Here is a 20,071-nt window from a genome sequence, read left to right as displayed (position 1 = left end):
ATGATTTCAGGATTGTGTCGTTGGATTCAAAGCGTGCCGGCCGCCGGCCTCGCGATGCCTCGGCAGCAGCAGCACGAGACCGGCGCCGAGGAGTAGCGCCGCGGTGATGGTGCCCATCCCGGGCAATAGCTTGCCGCCGCTCAGATCGGACAGCCAGCCGACCATGAACGGACTGACGAAGCCGGCAAGGTTGCCGGTACAGTTGATCAAAGCGATCGCCGCGGCCGCGCCGGTGCCGCCGATCAGCGCCGTCGGAATGCCCCAGAAAACCGGCGCGATAGAGTTGATTCCGATAGCCGCCAGCACCAGCGCGAACAGCGCGACCGGTACGCTCGCGGCGCCCAGCACCGATGCAAGCAAACCAACGGCGCCCAGCGTGCAACAGACCGCGACATGGCGGCGCCGCTCGTTACGGCGATCCGCATGGCGGGCGATCAGCACCATCGCTACCGCGCTGATCAGCGAGGGCACCGCGGAGAGCCAGCCGATGTTGCCAACACTGGCGACGCCGCTCGCCTTGATGATGGTCGGCATCCAGAATGCGAGCCCGTAATTGCCCATCGCGATACAGAAGTACGCGAGGCACAGCATCCAGACGCTAGAGCTGCGTAACGCGCGCCAGACAGAATATTCGACGCGAATGGCTGCATCACGAGCGAGGTCGTCGCGAAGAAATGCCTTTTCGTCCGCGTCCAGCCAGCGCACGGATTCGATCCGGTCATAAAGCAGAAAGAGCGCCGCGATGCCGACCGCCAGTGAACCTACGCCCTCGACGAGGAATAGCCATTTCCAGCCGCCGATACCGTTCATGCCATCCAGACGTGACATGACCCAACCCGAAAGCGGGCCGCCAACCGCTCCGGAAACCGGAATTGCCGTCATGAACATCGCGATGATCTGCGCGCGACGCGCCGACGGAAACCAGTTCGACAGATATAGAACAATGCCCGGAAAAAAGCCGGCCTCCGCAACGCCGAGCAGAAAACGCATGACATAGAACGATGTCGCACTGTTCACGAACATCGTGAGACCCGACACGATCGACCACGTAATCATGATTCGCGCAATCCAGCGGCGTGCGCCGACGCGGTTCAGAATCAGATTGCTCGGCACTTCGAAAATGAAATAGCCCAGAAAGAAAATACCGGCGCCGGTACCGTAGGCCGTATCGCTCAGTTTCAGGTCCCCGAGCATTTGCAACCTCGCAAAGCTCACGTTGACGCGATCGATATACGCGACCATGAAAGCCAGGAACAGGAATGGCAGGAGGTGGCGCGCGAGCTTGCGATAGAGCGCAGCCTGTTGCTGATCGTTCCACGCGTCACTGGTGGCGCAAAGCCCGGCAGATGGTGGGATCGAAGGGGTGACGCCCGCGAACCCGCCCTCGCCGAATGACCTGTTGCTCATGCTGTCTCCTGCGCGTTGACGCGCCGCCTAGATGTGGGCGACCCTGCGATGCGTCGCCTGTAATGTCATGCAGCTTCCTGCCGGCGCAACACCAGTACGCACGTGACCCTCAGCCGGACTCCAGAGTAGCTGGCACACGCATCACCCTGCAAATCACTCTTTCGGCGTAGCATATAACCAAACGGTTATGTCGAATAAGGGAAAACGCTGATGCAAAACCTGGATCCCATAGGGCGATTCTTTCGTTCCGGACTCAAGCTGCCGCACTTGCGCATCCTTGTGTCGCTCGCGGATCTCGGCCAGGTGACGCGAGTGGCGAACGCATTTCACGTGACCCAGCCCGCCATTTCCAAACAGATTGCGGAGATCGAAGAGGCTCTTGGCGTGGCTGTCGTTAGCCGGACCGGCAACAGGCTGGAGTTGACGGCGATCGGAAAGGTGATCGTTGCGTGCGGGCGGGAAGTGCTGCGTCATCTGGAACTGGCGCGGCGCGATGTCATCGCCCTCGCTGCCGGTACGGGCGGACATGTGCGCGTCGGTGCGGTCGTGACCGTTCCCGATCCGCTGGTTGCAAATGCAATCCAGCTATTCCTGCGACGCGCGCCGGCCGCGTCGTTCTCGTTCGTCGAGTCGACCCTCGACCGGCAACTGAAGATGCTGGAAGACGGAGATCTCGACGTCGCGATCGGTCGCAACCGGATGACGAGCGCACTAGTCCCCGTGAAGCACGAGACCTTGCTGTGCGACCCGTTCGTGTTTGTCGTCGGCACGGCGCACCCGCTCGGTGAGCCTGAGCGGCAGCCCGGCTGGGAAGATCTGCGTGAATGCCGCTGGATTATGCCGCAACACGGCTCGCCCGCTTACGCGACGTTGATCGCCGCACTCGACGCCCGCGGCATCGTGCCTGCGACGAGCAGCGTCGAGTCGAGTTCGCTTACGCTCAATCTGTCGCTGCTGCAACGCGGCGATTTCGTTTCCGTCCTGCCCATCTCGATCGCGAGGAGTCATGCGGTCCGCGGAACCATGCGGATACTGCCCTTGCCTGCGGTTGAGCCGCTCGGTGAAGTCATCGCGCACTGGCGGGCAGATAGGAGCGAGGCCGCCACGCAGCTTTTTGTGGAATGCATTCTGGAGGCGTCGGGCGAATTGCAGGCTGAGTGATGTGCCTCGAGGCGATGTGACGCATGGATGTCCTTGACGGTTCTGTGGCGATAGCGCTGTCGCGTGGAAGCATCCTTTGCGTGACATCGAGCGAACCAGGCTGGCCTCGCGCATCCGTAAGAGCCATCCGGGCCAGCGATAGTGCGCACCGCGATCAGAGTGGACCACAGGCCGTTTATTGGTGTTGGCTACCAAAACTACATCAAGCGGATAGTGAAGGCGCTTGAGTACCTTGCCGATTCCGGGCGGCAACGACGTCTTCGACTTCCACATTCCGGTCTTCATGTAGTTGGAGAGGCGAATCCTACCGCAGTGCCTTGCTGCGACACTGCCCAAATTGTCGGCGCTTCTTGTCATCTTTTCCTCGTCAATTCAGGATTGCCCCCCTATCGACCTGTCCGAGGAAATTAGACCACTACGGGCCTTGCGCATTGTGTCGACACAGCGCGAACCCGAAAACGCAGCATAACTAACTGCCACCCCAAGGGAATACCCTCCCATCTTCGTGCTTGAACAGCCGCCGGCCGACATGCTAAATTCGAAATGTTACCGATAACAAAATATCGATGAGCTGAAAATCGCGGTTCGTCGAAGCAGCCAGCGAAGCGATGCCGCAGGAACAACACCTGGCCGAAATCGCGAATAGCTCGTCTGCCAGTCGAAATAGATCCTATCAATGAGCACTATTCTTAATCCCGTTCTGCGCGGCTTCAATCCAGACCCTTGTATATGTCGCGGCAACGATGCGTGGTACATCGCTGTATCGACGTTCGAATGGTATCCGGGCGTTCTCATCTACGAATCGAAAGACTTCGTCAATTGGGAACTGAAGGCCACCCCGCTCGACCGTCTTTCGCAACTGAACCTGATCGGGGAACAGCCGTCTGGCGGCATCTGGGCTCCGGCCTTGTCTTATCACGATGGCCTCTACTGGCTCGTCTACACCGACACGAAGGCGTGGAAAGGCGAGCAGAAGATTTCGCCGCTGCGCGACATGCACAACTACGTCGTGACCGCCCCGGACATCACCGGCCCGTGGTCGGAACCGACGCATCTGGTCTCCGGCGGATACGACCCGTCGCTGTTTCACGACGAATCGGGCAAGAAGTGGCTCGCGTACATTCGCCGCGATTTCCGGGGAATCCACGAGGATCTCTTCGCGGGCATCATCTTGCGCGAGTACTCGGCGGAGCAGGGAAGACTGATCGGTGAAGAGCGCGTGATCTATCGAGGCGCGAATCTGAAGACCGATTACTTCATGAAATGTCAGATCTACGAAGCGCCCCATTTGCTGAAAAAGGATGGCTGGTATTACCTCATCACCGCGGAAGGCGGGACGGGGTATACACATGCCACCTGCGTGTCCAGATCTCGCGACATTTTCGGTCCGTACGAGCTGCATCCCGAAACGCCGATGCTGACTTCGCGCGACGTGAATCGCCGCATCCAGCGAACGGGTCACGGCAATCTGGTCGAAGGGCCCAATGGCCAGTGGTTCATGACGTACCTCGGTTCCCGGCCAATCGATACACAGACGAAACGTTCACCGCTGGGTCGGGAGACCTGCATCGCGCGAATCGATTGGCGGGACGGCTGGCCTTTCCTGAGCGGCGCAGGTGTGGTGCCGCCCGAATCCTTCACGATCGACTCCGACGTCGAGCAAAACCTCGATAGCAGTTGGCGTGCCGATTTCGACCAGGACGCGACGTTGCCGCTCGAACTGCAGAGTCTGCGCGCCCCGATCAGCGACGCCTGGTGCAGTCTGGCCGAACGCCCCGGTTATCTGCGGATACGGGGCCAGGAGTCGCCCACGTCGCGATTCCATCAAAGCCTGTTGGCTTGCCGCGTTCGTGACTGGCAATTCGAAGTCGAAACGGCGCTCGAATTCTCGCCGACGTCTTACTTGCATATGGCCGGACTCATGGCCCGTTACGACGAGAACACGTTCTACTACCTGTTCATCACCCGTGACGACGACGGCACAAACATACTCTCCTTCATGGAGATGGATGCCGGCAGCTTTGCGTACAACAACCGGCTTGCCGTACTGCCTGAGGGCGGCGAAACCGGTTTGCGGGTTCGTGTCGAGGACAGGAAACTGCGCTTCTCCTACCGCTCGACGCAGAGTGAATGGATCGACCTCGGCGTGGAAAAGGACTTCACCAAACTGAGCGACGAGTACGCGACGCCGATCGGTTTCACGGGGGCGTTTGTCGGGATCTCGGTCAACGACATGCTCGGCTTTCGCGAGCCCGCTGACTTCCGGAACTTCTCGTATCGCCAGCTGCCCGCGTAGTGCGTCGCAGCCTCGGGTCGACGGTCGCATCGGAGGCGCCGTAACTTTCGCGGCGCCCGTGCAGTAACGTTTAGAAAACAATGACGGAGACGATATGACACGAAAAATCTACGGTCTGAGATGGTGGATCATCGGCACCATCATGTTAGGTTCGTGCCTGAATTTCCTGACCCGAAGCACGCTTGCGGTCACTGCGCCCACGCTCACCACGCAGTTGCACCTGACTGCGCAGCAATACTCGTATGTGCTCAGCGCATTTACCGCAACGAATGCGCTTCAGCCACTCACCGGCTATGTCATCGACGTGATCGGCCTGAAGACGGGCTTTGCGCTGTTCTGCCTCGCGTGGTCGGTCATCACGATGGGGCATGGTCTGGTCCATTCCTGGCAGGGTCTCGCGTTGATGCGAGGGCTTCTCGGCTTGCCCGAGGGGGCCATCCATCCTGCGGGCATGAAGGCGACCTCGCAATGGTTCCCCGCGCGGGAACGCGGTCTCGCCGGCGGCATCTACAACATTGGCGCATCGCTGGGTTCGATGCTCGCGCCGCCGCTCGTGGTCTGGGCGACCCTGTTCTGGAACTGGCAATTCGCGTTCGTGGTCACGGGGGGTGTCGGCTTCGCATGGTTGGCCCTCTGGTGGTGGATCTACGACACGCCCGAGAAGCATCGCGCTCTTTCCGCCCGCGAAAAGGACTACATCCGTTCGGGTCAGGAGGAGCATATCCAGGAGAGCGGCGCGCGACCGTCCATCCGCTCGATCATCACCCGGCGCAATTTCTGGGGCATCGCCTTGCCGCGGTTCCTCGCCGATCCGACGTGGGTGACGCTGAGTTTCTGGCTGCCGCTCTATCTGAGCACGGTCCGGCATATGGATCTGAAGCAGATTGCCTTGTTCGCCTGGTTGCCCTTCCTCGCGGCAGATATCGGCAGCGTTTTCGGCGGGATGCTCGTCGGCGCACTGCTCAAATACACCAGCATCAGTGTGGTGAACGCCCGGCGCTGCGTGTTCACCTTCGGCGCCTTGATGATGTTGCCGGTGCCATTGGTCGGCTTTGTCGATCACCCGCTGACGGCCATCGCACTGCTCTGTCTGGGTGGCTTCGCTCATCAGACGTTATCGGTGACGGTTATCACCATGTCGACCGATCTATTTCGCAAGAGCGAGGTCGCTACTGTGGCGGGTTGTGCGGGCACTGTCAGCACCATCGGGCAATTGTGTTTTACGTTGGTCGTTGGCGCGATGGTCAGCCATGTCGGCTACAAACCGATTTTCATTCTTCTGGCCGTATTCGATCTGATTGGCGCCACGGTGCTGTGGACGCTCGTTCGCATGAAAAAAGACGAGAACGATTCCTCCAGCGTGCGCCTCGGAAACCTGGGCGGCGTGCCTGACGCGGTCAGAGCGATCGATCAGTAAGCGTTTGGAGTTACACCCATCATCTTGACGGAAAGAATGAACATGCAGTTTTTGAGTGTCACCGGAAATCAGATCGTCGATGCCAACGGAGACAAGGTTCGCCTCCGCGGAACCTGTCCAGGCGGCTGGATGAATATGGAGGACTTCATCAACGGCTACCCGGGGGCGGAACATACGCTCCGTGCCGAGATGAAGTCGGTGTTGGGCGCCGCCAGGGCGGAATTCTTTTTTGATCGTCTGCTCGATCATTTCTTCAACGAGAGCGACGTCATTTACCTGAAGCGTATGGGCGCGACGGTGGTCCGCCTGCCGCTGAACTTCCGTCATTTCGAGGATGAGAGCGCACCCTTTCAATACAATGAAAAGGGCTTTGCCCGCCTGAATCAGGTGCTCAAATGGTGCGAGAGGCACGGGCTTTACGTGATCCTGGATCTGCACGCAGTCGCGGGCTGGCAAAACGTCCATTGGCACTCGGATAACGCCTCGCGCATCAACCTGTTCTGGGAAAGCGCGCATTATCAGGACCGCTTCGTCGCGCTGTGGCAGGAGTTCGCGCGCCGCTATCGGGACGAAGCCGTAGTCGCCGGCTACAACCTGATGAATGAACCCTGTGTCAATAATTACCGGGGAGACGTGCCGTGGAACATATACAGGAACTATCAACCGGACTGGCCGCGTTTCAATGCGCTTTACAGGCGGGCAGTTACCGCGGTGCGCGAGATCGATCCGAAGCACATCATCTTCCTCGAGGGCGACTGCTACTCACTGTTGTTCGCGGGCATGGACGCACCGTTTGCCGACAATCTCGTCTATAGCAGCCACAACTACACATCGTGCGGGTTCGGACCCGGCTCCTACCCTGGCGTCATCCGCTCACAGTCCGCGAAGACGGAAGAATCGGAAGAGTATTGGGATCTCGCGCGCCAGGAGCGGGCATTCCTCGATCACGAGGGCACGGTTTTCACGCAACGGCACGGTGTGCCGCTATGGGTAGGAGAATTCGGCTCCGCGTACAACGGCGCAACGCACGAAATTCCTGACCGGCTACGCGCGATGGATGACCAGATCGCGATTCTTGAACGCCATGGCGCGCATTGGACGACATGGAACTACAAGGACGTCGGCGTGATGGGCATGCTCACGCTCGATCAGGCGTCTCCATACATGCAACTCGTTGGCGATCTGATCCGCAAGAAGGAAATGCTCGGGACCGACGACTGGATGCACTGGCTACCAATGACACCCGTCAAGGATGCCGCCGTTCAACTCGCCGACCAGATTCAGGCCGTGATTGGTGATGAAGAGCAGTCGCAGGCCTACACCCGTCGTTGCCTCAGCCAGAATCTGATGTGCTTCTTCGTGGGCGGCCTGATGCAGCCGGCTTACGCGAAGCTGTTCAAGGGGCTCCCGGAAAGTCAGATCGACCATATCCTCGCGTCTTTCTCGTGTGAGCAATGCACGCCGAACGAAGGGCTGACAAATATCTTGAAGAAACATATGGCTTACCCAGCCTGATAAGCCGTTCGCCCCGTACGTGGCCATTCGCACGTGCGGGTCAAGCTTGTTGTGCGTTGGGCACTGTCACGTTGCTGTCATCAGCCCACGCGCGAACGCGAGCGACGCATGCGTGGCTTCCGTGATCCCGAACGCATGCCGGTCTTCTTATCGAGCTTCGGTCCGGTCCGATCCGCCAGCACTTCGCGCTCAAGCGACGCCTGCTACGCGCCTCACTCTATCGCAAACAGCTCGCCGCACGCTTCGCCGACGGGCATCGTTTCAGTGAGGCCACCCAGGTTCCGTCCGTTTTCTGAGCAGGCGTGCGCCCTCTCCGCTATTGCGTCTCAACCAATTTAACGTGACAGCGCCACCCTGAAAAACATGCCCTCACCCGTGCCACCAAATCTTCTGAGATTCAGCGATATCGGGTGAGTCTAAACAACCACAAAAATCCTCGTATATCCTTGTTTTTATAAGATTTTTGATTCCGCATGAGCCGGCATGAGGCTATGCCGGATCACTCCCACTCAATCGTCGCCGGCGGCTTCCCCGAAATGTCGTACACGACACGATTGATGCCGCGCACTTCGTTAATGATCCGATTCGACACATGCCCCAGCAGTTCATGCGGCAGATGCGCCCAATGCGCGGTCATGAAGTCGAGCGTCTGCACCGCGCGCAGCGCGACGACGTACTCGTAGGTGCGGCCATCGCCCATCACGCCGACGCTCTTCACCGGCAGGAACACCGCGAACGCCTGGCTCGTCAGGTCGTACCACGACTTGCCGGTTTCCTTGTCGATCGTGTCGCGCAGCGTCTCGATGAAAATCGCATCCGCGCGACGCAGCAGATCCGCGAAATCGCTCTTCACTTCGCCGAGAATCCGTACGCCGAGACCCGGGCCCGGGAACGGATGGCGATACACCATCGAGTGCGGCAGACCGAGCTTCACGCCGAGTTCGCGCACTTCGTCCTTGAACAGCTCGCGCAGCGGCTCGAGCAGCTTCAGGTTCAGCGTTTCCGGCAGGCCGCCGACGTTGTGGTGGCTCTTGATCGTCTGCGCGGCCTTCTTGCCCTTGCCCGCCGATTCGATCACGTCCGGATAGATCGTGCCTTGCGCAAGCCACTTCGCATCGGTCAGCTTGCCCGCTTCGGTCTGGAACACTTCGACGAATTCCGCGCCGATGATCTTGCGCTTCGCTTCCGGATCGGTCACGCCCGCGAGCTTCGACATGAACGCTTCGCTCGCGTCGACGTGAATCACCTTCACGCCGAGGTTATCCGCGAACATCGACATCACCTGCTCGGCTTCGTTCAGGCGCAGCAGGCCGTGATCGACGAACACGCAGGTCAGCTGATCGCCAATCGCGCGATGCAGCAGCGCCGCCGCCACCGACGAATCCACGCCGCCCGACAGGCCCAGAATCACGTGCTCGTTACCGACCTGCTCGCGAATCTTCGCGACGGCTTCGTCGATGTAGTGGCCCATTTCCCAGTCGGCCTTCGCACCGCAGATCTGCAGCACGAAGCGCTCGAGCATCGCACGGCCCTGCACGGTGTGCGTGACTTCCGGGTGCCATTGCAGGCCGTAGAAGCGGCGCTGTTCGTCGGCCATCGCCGCGATCGGGCACGCGTCCGTCGATGCCATCAGCGCAAAGCCGGGCGGCATTTCCAGCACCTTGTCGCCGTGGCTCATCCACACCTTCAGCATGCCGTGGCCTTCGGCCGTGGTGAAGTCGCTGATGCCTTCGAGCAGGCTCGTGTGGTTGCGCGCGCGCACTTCGGCGTAGCCGAATTCGCGCAGATGGCCGATGTCGACCTTGCCGCCGAGCTGCTGGGCCATCGCCTGCATGCCGTAGCAGATGCCGAGCACCGGCACGCCGAGTTCGAACACGGCCTGCGGCACGCGCGGGGTGTCTTCTTCGGTGACCGAGCTCGGGCCGCCGGAGAGGATCACGCCCTTCGGCGCGAAGTCGCGAATGAACGACGCGTCGACGTCGTACGGATGGATTTCCGAGTACACGTTGGCTTCGCGAACGCGACGTGCAATCAGTTGGGTGACTTGCGAACCGAAGTCGAGAATCAGGATCTTGTCATGCATGGCAGCGGACGGAATCAGAAGTGAGCGGATACGGAATGCCGCGCACGAAGCGCGGCGTTGAATTCAAAACGGTCAGCGGCGCCGAACGCGGCGCGGCATCGACCTCAAACACGGTAAAGCGATGGGCGTGGTCGGCGCCCAGGCCAGCCGCCTGCGGCGCGCACGAACGAAACCCGGTAGCTTCGGCAGATGGCGTGGCGCGCGACGCGTCAGCCATGAAACGGCGGCCGGGACGGGTCGTTGCGGACATCGCCGGAAGCAGCCGCGGCGCGCGCGGCACGTTCCGACTCGCTCAGACCGGATTCGCCGGCGACGGGATGATGCGGCACGGTGGAAGCAGAGGCAGCAGATGCGCTCGCAGCCGGATCGACTGGCCGCGTGACCGGTACAACCGGCACGACTGGCTCGACCACAGGCTCGGCGCGATAGACCGGAAAGCCCGCCGTGACGCGCGGCTCGCGCGCCCTATCCTGCTCGGCCTGCTTTTCAGCCGCCTTCTGCGCTTCTTTCGCGGCACGCTTGTCAGCCTGCCTGTCGGCTTTCGAAGAAGATTTATCGACCACGATCCCCTTCTCGCGCCGCCGCACCGCGCCCGACAGCCTCACGCCGCCGAGCCCGACCACCACCAGCACGACGCCGGCCAGTACCGAGACGATCTGCCCGAAGCCGGTCAGCGACGGCGTGCGCAGCCCAAGCAGCCAGACCAGCATCAGCACGCCGATCAGCCAGTGCACGTGACCGACGACCTTCGCGACCGTCGAGGTCATCGCGCCGTCGAACGACGCGTGCACCGCCAGCCACGCGAGCCCTATCAGCGCGACGCCGAACGCCTGGCCGACCAGCGCCGGCTGCGTCTGCACCAACTGCAGCCCGTCGTACAGCGAAGTCCATGGCGTCAGCAGGAACAGCAGGCCGAACGCCAGCAGTAACAACGCATCCAGGATCAGTACAACGCGCAGCAGTGGCTTCATCGGCGTTTAGTCCACGTGGTAGTTGGGTGCTTCCTTGGTGATCTGCACGTCGTGCACGTGCGACTCGCGCAGGCCGGCACCGGTGATCTGCACGAATTCGGCCTTCTCGTTCATTTCGGCGATCGTGCGGCAACCGCAGTAGCCCATGCTCGCGCGCACACCGCCGATCAGCTGGAACAGGATCGCGTTGACCGAACCCTTGTACGCGACGCGACCTTCGATGCCTTCCGGCACCAGCTTGTCGATATTCGCCGAGTTGTCCTGGAAGTAGCGGTCCGCGGCGCCGTCCTTCATCGCGCCGACCGAGCCCATGCCGCGGTACGACTTGTACTGGCGGCCCTGGTACAGGAACACCTCGCCCGGTGCCTCTTCGGTGCCGGCGAACATGCTGCCCATCATGACCGCGCTCGCGCCTGCCGCCAGCGCCTTGCTGACGTCGCCCGAGAAGCGCACGCCGCCGTCGGCGACCACCGGCACGCCGGTGCCGCGCAGCGCGTCGGAAACGTTGGAGATCGCGGTGACCTGCGGCACGCCGACGCCGGCGACGATCCGCGTCGTGCAGATCGAGCCCGGGCCGATACCGACCTTGACGCCATCCGCGCCGTATTCGACGAGCGCCTTGGCGGCAGCCGCCGTGGCGATGTTGCCGCCAATCACTTCGACGTGCGGGAAGTTCTGCTTGACCCACTTGACGCGCTCGAGCACGCCCTTGCTATGACCGTGCGCGGTATCGACGACGATCACGTCCACGCCCGCCTGCACCAGCAGCTCGACGCGCTCTTCGTTGTCCGCGCCGACGCCGACCGCCGCACCCGCGCGCAGCTTGCCGTGCTCGTCCTTGCACGCGTCCGGGTGCTCGGTCTGCTTGGTGATGTCTTTAACGGTCATCAGGCCGCGCAGTTCGAATGCGTCGTTGACGACCAGCACGCGCTCGAGGCGGTGGCTGTGCATCAGCGCCTTCGCTTCGGCGAGCGGCGTGCCTTCCTTGACGGTGACGAGGCGCTCGCGCGGCGTCATGATGCTGCGCACCGGCTCGTCCAGACGCTCTTCGAAGCGCAGGTCGCGGTTCGTCACGATACCGACGAGCTGCGAGCCCTCGACGACCGGAAAGCCCGAAATGCCATGCTGCTGCGACAGCGCGATCACGTCGCGCACCTTCATTTGCGGCGGCACCGTGATCGGATCGCGCACGACGCCCGACTCGAAACGCTTGACCTTCGCGACTTCACGCGCCTGCTCGGCCGGCGTGAGGTTCTTGTGGATGATGCCGACGCCGCCCATTTGCGCCATGGCGATGGCCAGACGTGCTTCCGTCACCGTATCCATCGCGGCGGACACGAGCGGCATGTTGAGGGAAATGTTGCGGGTCAGCCGGGTCTTGAGGCTGGTGTCGCGCGGCAGAACATCGGAGAAGGCCGGGACGAGGAGCACGTCATCGAACGTGAGTGCTGTTTGGATCAGACGCATGGCAAATCCTATAGGCGCAAAAGCGAATTATACGCGATACCACCCCGGTTTTCACTGCACGAACAGCAGCTTAGCGAATTTCAGGCGATTTTTTTCGGGTTTCCGCAGCCGCCGATTTCGCTTGCCTGTTCGCGCCGGGTTCGATCGGGTTTCGTTTGCGCGTTCGCAGGCAAAGGCGCGGAAAGTGGGCAAAAAGCGGGGCGGGCGTGGTGGTGTGACAGGCTGTCGGCCTTGGGTTGGCCACGGCAGTCCCGCCAAACCCTGACCAAAACCGCTCTAAACCGCTCTAACCGCCCGCCCCTCAACCGCTTTACCCCACGCCCACCTCCCCCGCCAGAATGCAGGATCGAACAAGACGCCCCGCCCGCAAACCGCTATCGTGCGGACCATTCCAGTTTTCCAGCAGGGGCAGTCGATGCAGCGCGGTGTCGCATATGGGGTAATGGCCGGGGCCTTGTGGGGCATGGTTTTTCTGGTGCCGCGCGTGCTGGCGGACTTCTCGCCGCTGCTGATGAGCGCCGGCCGCTACTCGATGTACGGCGTCGTGTCGCTCGTCGCCGCGCTGCCGATCGCCCGCTCGCTGCTCAGACGGCTGACCCGCGCGGATCTGATCGCGCTGGTCAAGCTCGCGCTTGCCGGCAACATCGTCTATTACCTGCTGCTGACGGCCTCGGTGCACCTGATCGGCATCGCGCCCACGTCGCTGATCGTCGGCGTGCTGCCGGTCACGGTTACCCTCGTCGGCCGACGCGATCACGGCGCAGTGCCGCTCGCGCGTCTCGTGTGGCCACTCGTCACCGTGATGGCGGGCATCGTCTGCATCAATATCGACGTGTTCACCGTGACGGGCACGACGCCCGTCAGCATCGCGACGCGACTGGTCGGCGTTGCCTGCGCGGTCGGCGCGCTGATCTGCTGGACCTGGTTCGCAGTCGAAAATGCGCGCTACCTGCAGCGGCAGACGCATTTCAGCGGCAACGAGTGGTCAGTGCTGTGGGGCGTCGTCACCGGCGCGCTCGGCGGCGCCCTGTGGCTCGTGATCGCGCTGCTGCCTGCGAGCGGCCCGCAGGGCGAGCTGGCCGAGGCGCGCTGGCACACGTTCTGGCTGCTCAACCTGGTGCTCGCGATCGGCGCGTCGTGGCTCGGCAACGGCCTGTGGAACGCCGCGTCGAAGCGGCTGCCGCTCACGCTGTCCGGTCAGATGATCGTGTTCGAAACGCTGTTCGCGCTGCTTTATGCGTTCATTTACGACCAGCGCCTGCCGCGTCCGCTGGAGTTCGCGGCGATTCTGCTGCTGGTGGCGGGCGTTTGCTGGTCGGTGCGCCGGCATTCCGACAACGATTCGTCGGGCGCGGCGTCGATCGGGAATAAGGCGCAGGTGCCGGCGCCTTGATGGGGCGTGGAGTGCGGGCGGGATATCAAATGCAGGAAGCGGGGCAAATGCGGGTGCGGAGCGGCCTGGCATGCGGCCATGAGTGGCGTGCGGTAGCGGCAAAACGCTCCGGCTAGCCGGCAATCCCCCCGCCGCGGCCCTCGTCGCGCCGCCTAGCGTGAATCCTTGTTCAGCCAGCGGCGCCCTTCGATCGACCCCGCCTTGCGCGTCTTCTCGACGCGGCGCTGCCGCGACAGCTTCGGGTCCACCAGCAGCGGCCGGTAAATTTCGACGCGGTCATGATCGGCCAGCACCGTATCGAGCGGCTTCAGCTTGCCGAAGATGCCGACTTTCTGCGCCGCCAGATCGATCGACGGGAAGCGCTGCAGGATGCCGCTCGCGTCGAGCGCCTGTTGCAGCGTCGCGCCGGCGGGCAATTCGACCTCGATCAGCGTCTGCCCGTCGGGCAACGCATAACAGACTTCAACCGACAGACGCGCGCTCATGCTTTGCCATAGCGCTGATCGGCGCGCTTCACGAAGGATTCGACGAAGGTGTTGGCGATGTGATTGAACACCGGCCCGATGATCTTCTCGAGCAGAATGTTGGTGAATTCGTAGTGCAGCGCGAATTCGATCTTGCACGCGTCGGCACGCAGCGGTGTGAAGCGCCAGAAACCGGTGAATTTGCGGAACGGGCCGTCGGCGAATTCCATGTCGATGCGCGTGGGACGCTCCATCGAGTTTCGGGTCGCGAAGTGCTGCTTGATGCCCTTGAAGTTGATATCGATCCTTGCCTCCATGCTGGTGTCGTCCCGGTGGCGAATGTCGATGCCCCCGCACCACGGCAGGAAGTTGGGATAATCAGCGACGTCGGTGACGAGGTCGAACATCTGTTCCGCCGAATGGCGAATCAACACGGTTTTCTGGACATCTGCCATAAATTGAACAGCGCGTGGCGAGGGTGGACGAGCGCCACGGGCTTTCCTTGGCCCGCTTTGCTAAAATCGTGATTTTAAACGAGTCGGGCACTTTCCATTCATGAGCATCATCGACAACAGAAAAGCCTTCTACGACTACTCGGTCGAGGAGCGCTACGAAGCCGGACTTGTGCTCGAAGGATGGGAGGTCAAGGCGTTGCGCGCGGGGCGCGGCCAGATCAAGGAAGGCTACGTCGTAATCCGCAACGGCGAGCTGTTCCTGATCGGCACGCACATCAGCCCGCTGCCCGAAGCGTCGACCCACATCCATCCCGACCCGGTGCGCACGCGCAAGCTGCTGCTGCATAGCGAGGAAATCAGCAAGCTGATCGGCAAGGTCGAGCAGCGCGGCTATACGCTCGTGCCGCTGAACTTTCACTACAAGAACGGCCGCGTCAAATGCGAGATCGGCCTCGCGAAGGGCAAGAAGATGCACGACAAGCGCGAGACCGAGAAGAAACGCGACTGGGAGCGCGAGAAAGCGCGCCTGATGCGCTCGCCGACGTAAGCCCGCATCGCGCCCGGCGGCCGACTTCGTCCAGCCAAGAAAAAATGGCCCGCACGTTGATGACGTGCGGGCCATTGCATTTTGTGCGTCTCTTCGGCGCGCGTTTTCAGACGTGTCGTCGGCGCGCGCCATGACTGCGCGCCGCTTGCGCCCGACCGGACCGGTTAGCGCGACTCGCTTCGAACGATTTCGGCCCCCGGCTTGCCTTTGTTCACGATCGTCAGCGCCGACGCGATCATCGAACTCAGGTCCGACATATTGCCCGGCACGATCAGCGTCGTGCCCTGCTTCGCCAGATTCGAGAACGCATTCACGTATTGCTCGGCCACTTTCAGGTTCACCGCGTCCATCCCACCGTTCGACTGGATCGCCGCCGCAATCTTCTGGATCGCCTGCGCGTTGGCTTCGGCCACCGCCAGAATCGCCGCGGCCTGCCCCTGCGCCTGGTTGATCGCCGCCTGCCGCTCGCCTTCGGACTTCTGGATCGCCGCCTCGCGGCCGCCCGACGCGATATTGATCTGCTCCTGCTTGCGCCCTTCCGACGCCGCGATCAGCGCGCGTTTTTCGCGCTCGGCAGTGATCTGTGCCTGCATCGCGTGGAGAATTTCTTTCGGCGGCGTCAGGTCCTTGATCTCGTAGCGCAGCACTTTCACGCCCCAGTTCGCGGCCGCTTCGTCGAGCGCCGACACGATGCTGTGGTTGATGAAATCGCGCTCCTCGAAGGTGCGGTCCAGCTCCAGTTTGCCGATCACCGAGCGCAGCGTGGTCTGCGACAGCTGCGTGATCGCGAACACGAAGTTGCTCGACCCATACGACGCTTTCATCGGATCGGTGACCTGAAAGTACAGCACGCCGTCGACCTGCAGTTGCGTGTTGTCGCGCGTGATACAGACCTGGCTCGGCACTTCGAGCGGAATTTCCTTCAGCACATGCTTGTACGCGATCCGATCGACGAACGGAAACGCGAAGCTCAAACCCGGCGTCAGCGTCGCGTGATAGCGACCGAGCCGCTCGAGCACCCACGCATGCTGCTGCGGCACGATCTTGATGGTCTGCGCCGCCAGCACGATCACGACGATCAGCAGCACTGCCCCGACGATGGTTGAATCCATGACGCTACCCTCCGGTTCTGATTCGAATAGTTGTGCACAGGTGGGTCGGACCTGCGTTGTTCAGCTTAAGTCTTTTTGCTTCGTTGTGCTTCGCTTTGCGCAAGCACGACCGGGCCGCGAGTGCATGAAGGTGCGCGCAGGTGCGTGAAGATGCATGAAGATTGCCCTGCGCCCCACGGCAGGATCGTCAGATCGCGGTCGCATCGGCCTTCGGCTGCCGGCTCGCGACCACCACGAGGCAACTGCCGCGCAACTCCCTGATCTCGTAACGCTGCGCGTCTTCGGGTTCGCCCGCGGCCAGCTCGACGTCCCACGCCGCGCCGCGATAGGTGACGCGCGCCTTGCGCTCCTGCCAGGCCGGCACGTTCAGTGTCTGGCCGATGTCGAGATTGACGTCCGGATTGCGCGACGCCTGCTCGCGCTTGCGGCGCCCGAAACGCGAACGCCGCAACAGCACGACCGCCGCGAGCGCGACTACCGCCGCGAGCGCGAACTGCACGTCGGCGGCGGCCCCGGCAATGTGTGCGAACGCGGCCGCGACGAAGCCGATCGCGACCATCAACAGATAGAAGGTGCCGCTCATCAGCTCCAGCACGACAAGCACACCCGCCCCGATCCACCAGAACAGTCCACCAGGCGCCACATCGACCTCCACAAAGCAAAACACCCCGGATCTACCGGGGTGTTTATAGCACGAAGCAACGACACGAAGCAGCCGTGCATTTAACTCGCGATGCGGCAAGCTCCAACGAACTTCCCGCCTGCGGCACTGCGCGTTATGCATGCCGCCTGAAACGCGGCCTGCACGGCTTCGTGGATTACTGCTTCTTCGCCAGTTGCTGCCACGTCTCGATGATCGTGTCGGGGTTCAGCGAGATCGACTTGATGCCTTCGTCCGTCAGCCATTGCGCGAAGTCCGGATGATCGGACGGGCCCTGGCCGCAGATACCGACGTACTTGTCCAGGCGCAGGCAGGTTTCGATCGCGCGCTTCAGCATGAACTTGACCGCCGGGTCGCGTTCGTCGAAGTCGACGGCGAGCAGTTCCATACCCGAGTCGCGGTCCAGACCCAGCGTGAGCTGCGTCAGGTCGTTCGAGCCGATCGAGAAGCCGTCGAAGAATTGCAGGAACTCTTCGGCAAGGATCGCGTTCGACGGCACTTCGCACATCATGATCAGGCGCAGGCCCTTCTCGCCGCGCTTCAGGCCGAACTTCTCGAGCAGACCGACCACGCGCTCCGCCTGCTTCAGCGTACGCACGAACGGCACCATGATCTCGACGTTGTCGAGGCCCATCTCTTCACGCACCTTCTTCAGCGCGACGCATTCCATCTGGAACGCCTCGGCGAAGTCTTCCGCGATATAGCGCGACGCGCCGCGGAAGCCGAGCATCGGGTTTTCTTCGTCCGGCTCATAGCGCGAACCGCCGATCAGCTTCTTGTACTCGTTCGACTTGAAGTCCGACAGACGCACGATGACGGGCTTCGGATAGAACGCCGCCGCGATCGTCGCGATCCCTTCGGTCAGCTTGTCGACGTAGAACGCACGCGGCGACGCGTGACCGCGCGCAACGCTTTCGACTGCCTTCTTCAGGTCCTGATCGATGTTCGGGTACTCGAGAATCGCCTTCGGGTGCACGCCGATGTTGTTGTTGATGATGAACTCGAGACGCGCGAGACCCACGCCTGCGTTCGGCAGTTGCGAGAAGTCGAATGCGAGCTGCGGGTTGCCGACGTTCATCATGATCTTCACCGGAATCGGCGGCAGTTCGCCGCGCTGCACTTCGGTGACTTCGGTTTCGAGCAGGCCGTCGTAGATCTTGCCTTCGTCGCCTTCCGCGCACGACACGGTGACGAGCGCGCCGTCCTTCAGCACGTCGGTCGCGTCGCCGCAGCCGACCACCGCCGGCACGCCCAGCTCACGCGCGATGATCGCCGCGTGGCAGGTCCGGCCGCCACGGTTCGTGACGATCGCCGACGCACGCTTCATGACCGGCTCCCAGTTCGGGTCGGTCATGTCGGCGACCAGCACGTCGCCCGGCTGCACACGGTCCATTTCCGACGGATCGTGAATCACGCGCACCGGACCCGCGCCGATCTTCTGGCCGATCGCGCGGCCCGTGGTCAGCACGTTCGACTGGCCCTTCAGCTTGAAGCGCTGCTCGGCCTTGCCCGCACCCTGGCTCTTCACGGTTTCCGGACGCGCCTGCAGGATGAAGATCTTGCCGTCGCGGCCGTCCTTGCCCCACTCGATGTCCATCGGACGCTCGTAGTGCTTCTCGATGATGACCGCGTACTTCGCCAGTTCGATCACGTCTTCGTCGGTGATCGAGAAGCGGTTGCGCTGTTCGTGCGGCACGTCGACGGTCTTCACGCGGCCTTGCTCGCCGGCCTTCGTGAATTCCATCTTGATCAGCTTCGAGCCGATCGAGCGGCGGATGATCGGGTACTTGCCCTGCGCGAGCGTGGTCTTGAAGACGTAGAACTCGTCCGGATTCACCGCGCCCTGCACGACGGTCTCGCCGAGGCCGTAGCTCGACGTGATGAAGACGGCGTCCTTGAAGCCCGATTCGGTGTCCAGCGTGAACATCACGCCTGCCGCGCCGACGTCCGAGCGCACCATGCGCTGCACGCCCGCCGACAACGCGACTTCAGCATGCGTGAAGCCCTTGTGGACGCGATAGGAGATAGCGCGGTCGTTGTACAGCGACGCGAACACGTGCTTCATGCGATCGAGCACGTCCTCGATGCCGACCACGTTCAGATAGCTTTCCTGCTGACCGGCGAACGATGCGTCGGGCAGGTCTTCCGCGGTCGCGGACGAACGCACGGCAAACGACAGCTCTTCGGGCGAGCTCTTTTGCAGCGTGTCGAAACCCGCACGAATGTCAGCCTCGAGCTGCGGCTGCATCGGTGCGTCGACGATCCATTGACGGATCTCCTTGCCCGCTTCGGCGAGCGCCTTCACGTCGTCGACGTCGAGCGTCTCGAGACGTTTGGCGATGCGTTCGGTCAAATTGTTGTGCTGCAGGAAGTCGCGGAAAGCGAGCGCCGTGGTGGCGAAACCGGTCGGCACGCGCACGCCGGCTTCGGCGAGCTGGCTGATCATCTCGCCCAGCGACGCGTTCTTGCCGCCGACGATTTCCACGTCGGTCATCCGCAACTGCTCGAACGGAACTACATACGCCTTGTCCTTTGCGACGGTAACTGCGTTAGTCATACAAGCCCCTAAGTGTGAAAGAAATTCACGACTGTGCAAGTGGGCTTGAACACGGGCAGCCCATTGGAAGCTCGACCCCGTGTCTTGCACAACCTGTTAGATAAGCAATCGCCGTAGCCGCAAGCCGCGTGCGGCGGGCCGCCTCACGCTGCTTCGGCCTCGCGGTAAATCACCGGACAAATCATGCGATTGGCCGGATTTACCGTTCGATCCCCCACATTCAGCGCACTTTGGCGGCCAATAGCATGGTGTTGAACGATCGTTCGCGGCAAGTTAGCCGCCAATCGCCTGCAATTGCTTATCCAACAGGTTGCCGCTATTCTACCGTGCCGACTCCTGAAATGTGGCAGTCGGACGAGAATTGCGCCTCGAATCGCGCCCCGGACCCAGCCAGCGGGCTTTTGCGAGGCGCGGCCGCCTCCGGGTGCGAACGTGGCGCGCACGGCGCGCTGCGTCGACGCCGCCCGTCTCCGGTCAGACTCCGGGACCGCGGCAGCGCCGCAGCGCTGTTTGATTCGAGCCTGCCTTGCTCAAGCGTCGATTGACGCGCACGGCAGCGCTCACG

At 62.1% G+C, this 20,071-nt stretch carries 16 protein-coding genes and 2 pseudogenes; 7 read left to right on the top strand and 11 right to left on the bottom strand.

All coding sequences use genetic code 11. The features are described from left to right. Positions 1 to 6: 6 nt before the first annotated feature. Positions 7 to 1,407, bottom strand: coding sequence for an MFS transporter (locus HHL14_RS04045; RefSeq protein WP_169496255.1), 1,401 nt, complete (start codon positions 1,405 to 1,407; stop codon positions 7 to 9). Positions 1,408 to 1,617: 210 nt separating this feature from the next. Here HHL14_RS04045 and HHL14_RS04040 point away from each other — a divergent pair, with 210 nt between their 5' ends. Further along, a complete protein-coding gene (locus HHL14_RS04040) occupies positions 1,618 to 2,568 on the top strand; it encodes a LysR family transcriptional regulator (RefSeq protein ID WP_169496254.1) in 951 nt (316 codons plus the stop codon). 189 nt (positions 2,569 to 2,757) lie between these two features. Here HHL14_RS04040 and HHL14_RS04035 read toward each other — a convergent pair. Further along, positions 2,758 to 2,853, bottom strand: a pseudogene (locus HHL14_RS04035) (IS6 family transposase); the annotation flags it as partial. 391 nt (positions 2,854 to 3,244) lie between these two features. Here HHL14_RS04035 and HHL14_RS04030 point away from each other — a divergent pair. The 4 genes and pseudogenes from HHL14_RS04030 to HHL14_RS33060 all read left to right on the top strand — a co-directional run. Beyond that, complete coding sequence (locus tag HHL14_RS04030) at positions 3,245 to 4,864, top strand: glycoside hydrolase family 43 protein (protein WP_169496253.1); 1,620 nt, start codon at positions 3,245 to 3,247, stop codon at positions 4,862 to 4,864. Positions 4,865 to 4,958: 94 nt separating this feature from the next. Next, positions 4,959 to 6,281 (top strand): MFS transporter, encoded by a 1,323-nt coding sequence (locus HHL14_RS04025; protein ID WP_169496252.1) that lies wholly within the window; start codon positions 4,959 to 4,961, stop codon positions 6,279 to 6,281. A 36-nt stretch (positions 6,282 to 6,317) separates the two neighbouring features. Further along, on the top strand, positions 6,318 to 7,796 hold the full coding sequence (locus HHL14_RS33065) for a glycoside hydrolase family 5 protein (RefSeq protein ID WP_407945254.1): 1,479 nt from the start codon (positions 6,318 to 6,320) through the stop codon (positions 7,794 to 7,796). A 78-nt stretch (positions 7,797 to 7,874) separates the two neighbouring features. Then, a pseudogene (locus tag HHL14_RS33060) lies at positions 7,875 to 8,092 on the top strand (IS6 family transposase); the annotation flags it as partial. Positions 8,093 to 8,295: 203 nt separating this feature from the next. Here HHL14_RS33060 and guaA read toward each other — a convergent pair. Genes guaA through guaB form a run of 4 tightly spaced genes read right to left on the bottom strand, consistent with a single transcriptional unit; the run spans position 8,296 to position 12,317 of the window. Further along, a complete protein-coding gene (guaA, locus tag HHL14_RS04015; RefSeq protein ID WP_169496251.1) occupies positions 8,296 to 9,879 on the bottom strand; it encodes a glutamine-hydrolyzing GMP synthase in 1,584 nt (527 codons plus the stop codon). After that, entirely contained in the window at positions 9,872 to 10,096 is a 225-nt protein-coding gene (locus tag HHL14_RS04010) for a hypothetical protein (protein WP_169496250.1), read from the bottom strand. The genes guaA and HHL14_RS04010 overlap by 8 nt, the downstream gene beginning before the upstream one ends. Continuing rightward, a complete protein-coding gene (locus HHL14_RS04005) occupies positions 10,089 to 10,850 on the bottom strand; it encodes a hypothetical protein (RefSeq protein ID WP_169496249.1) in 762 nt (253 codons plus the stop codon). Before HHL14_RS04005 ends, HHL14_RS04010 begins: the two co-directional genes overlap by 8 nt. 6 nt (positions 10,851 to 10,856) lie before the next feature. Then, positions 10,857 to 12,317, bottom strand: a complete 1,461-nt coding sequence (gene guaB / locus HHL14_RS04000) for an IMP dehydrogenase (RefSeq protein ID WP_169496248.1) — start codon at positions 12,315 to 12,317, stop codon at positions 10,857 to 10,859. A 415-nt stretch (positions 12,318 to 12,732) separates the two neighbouring features. Between guaB and HHL14_RS03995 the strand changes: the two genes are divergently transcribed. Further along, the gene (locus HHL14_RS03995; RefSeq protein WP_169496302.1) at positions 12,733 to 13,710 is read left to right on the top strand and encodes a DMT family transporter; all 978 of its coding nucleotides are present in this window, start codon (positions 12,733 to 12,735) and stop codon (positions 13,708 to 13,710) included. Between the two features lie 152 nt (positions 13,711 to 13,862). Here HHL14_RS03995 and HHL14_RS03990 read toward each other — a convergent pair whose 3' ends face one another. After that, positions 13,863 to 14,195: an RnfH family protein gene (locus HHL14_RS03990; protein WP_169496247.1), complete on the bottom strand. Its 333-nt coding sequence runs from the start codon at positions 14,193 to 14,195 to the stop codon at positions 13,863 to 13,865. Further along, on the bottom strand, positions 14,192 to 14,629 hold the full coding sequence (locus tag HHL14_RS03985; protein ID WP_169496246.1) for a type II toxin-antitoxin system RatA family toxin: 438 nt from the start codon (positions 14,627 to 14,629) through the stop codon (positions 14,192 to 14,194). The genes HHL14_RS03990 and HHL14_RS03985 overlap by 4 nt, the downstream gene beginning before the upstream one ends. A gap of 100 nt (positions 14,630 to 14,729) precedes the next feature. Here HHL14_RS03985 and smpB point away from each other — a divergent pair, with 100 nt between their 5' ends. Further along, positions 14,730 to 15,176, top strand: coding sequence for an SsrA-binding protein SmpB (gene smpB, locus HHL14_RS03980; RefSeq protein ID WP_013089686.1), 447 nt, complete (start codon positions 14,730 to 14,732; stop codon positions 15,174 to 15,176). A gap of 164 nt (positions 15,177 to 15,340) precedes the next feature. Here the strand turns inward: smpB and HHL14_RS03975 are convergent, their stop codons facing one another. From HHL14_RS03975 to ppsA, 3 genes are all read right to left on the bottom strand, one after another. Next, positions 15,341 to 16,288: an SPFH domain-containing protein gene (locus HHL14_RS03975; protein ID WP_169496245.1), complete on the bottom strand. Its 948-nt coding sequence runs from the start codon at positions 16,286 to 16,288 to the stop codon at positions 15,341 to 15,343. Between the two features lie 187 nt (positions 16,289 to 16,475). Continuing rightward, positions 16,476 to 16,931 carry an NfeD family protein gene (locus HHL14_RS03970; RefSeq protein WP_169496244.1) on the bottom strand — a complete coding sequence of 152 codons (456 nt, stop codon included), beginning with the start codon at positions 16,929 to 16,931 and terminating at the stop codon, positions 16,476 to 16,478. Between the two features lie 175 nt (positions 16,932 to 17,106). Then, positions 17,107 to 19,506 (bottom strand): phosphoenolpyruvate synthase, encoded by a 2,400-nt coding sequence (ppsA, locus tag HHL14_RS03965; protein ID WP_169496243.1) that lies wholly within the window; start codon positions 19,504 to 19,506, stop codon positions 17,107 to 17,109. Positions 19,507 to 20,071 lie beyond the last annotated feature (565 nt).

Origin of the sequence: Paraburkholderia antibiotica (assembly GCF_012927125.1) — a bacterium.
GTDB lineage: Bacteria > Pseudomonadota > Gammaproteobacteria > Burkholderiales > Burkholderiaceae > Paraburkholderia > Paraburkholderia antibiotica.
The sequence above is the reverse complement of the archived record's forward strand: the minus strand, read 5'-3'. Positions and strand labels throughout refer to the sequence as shown.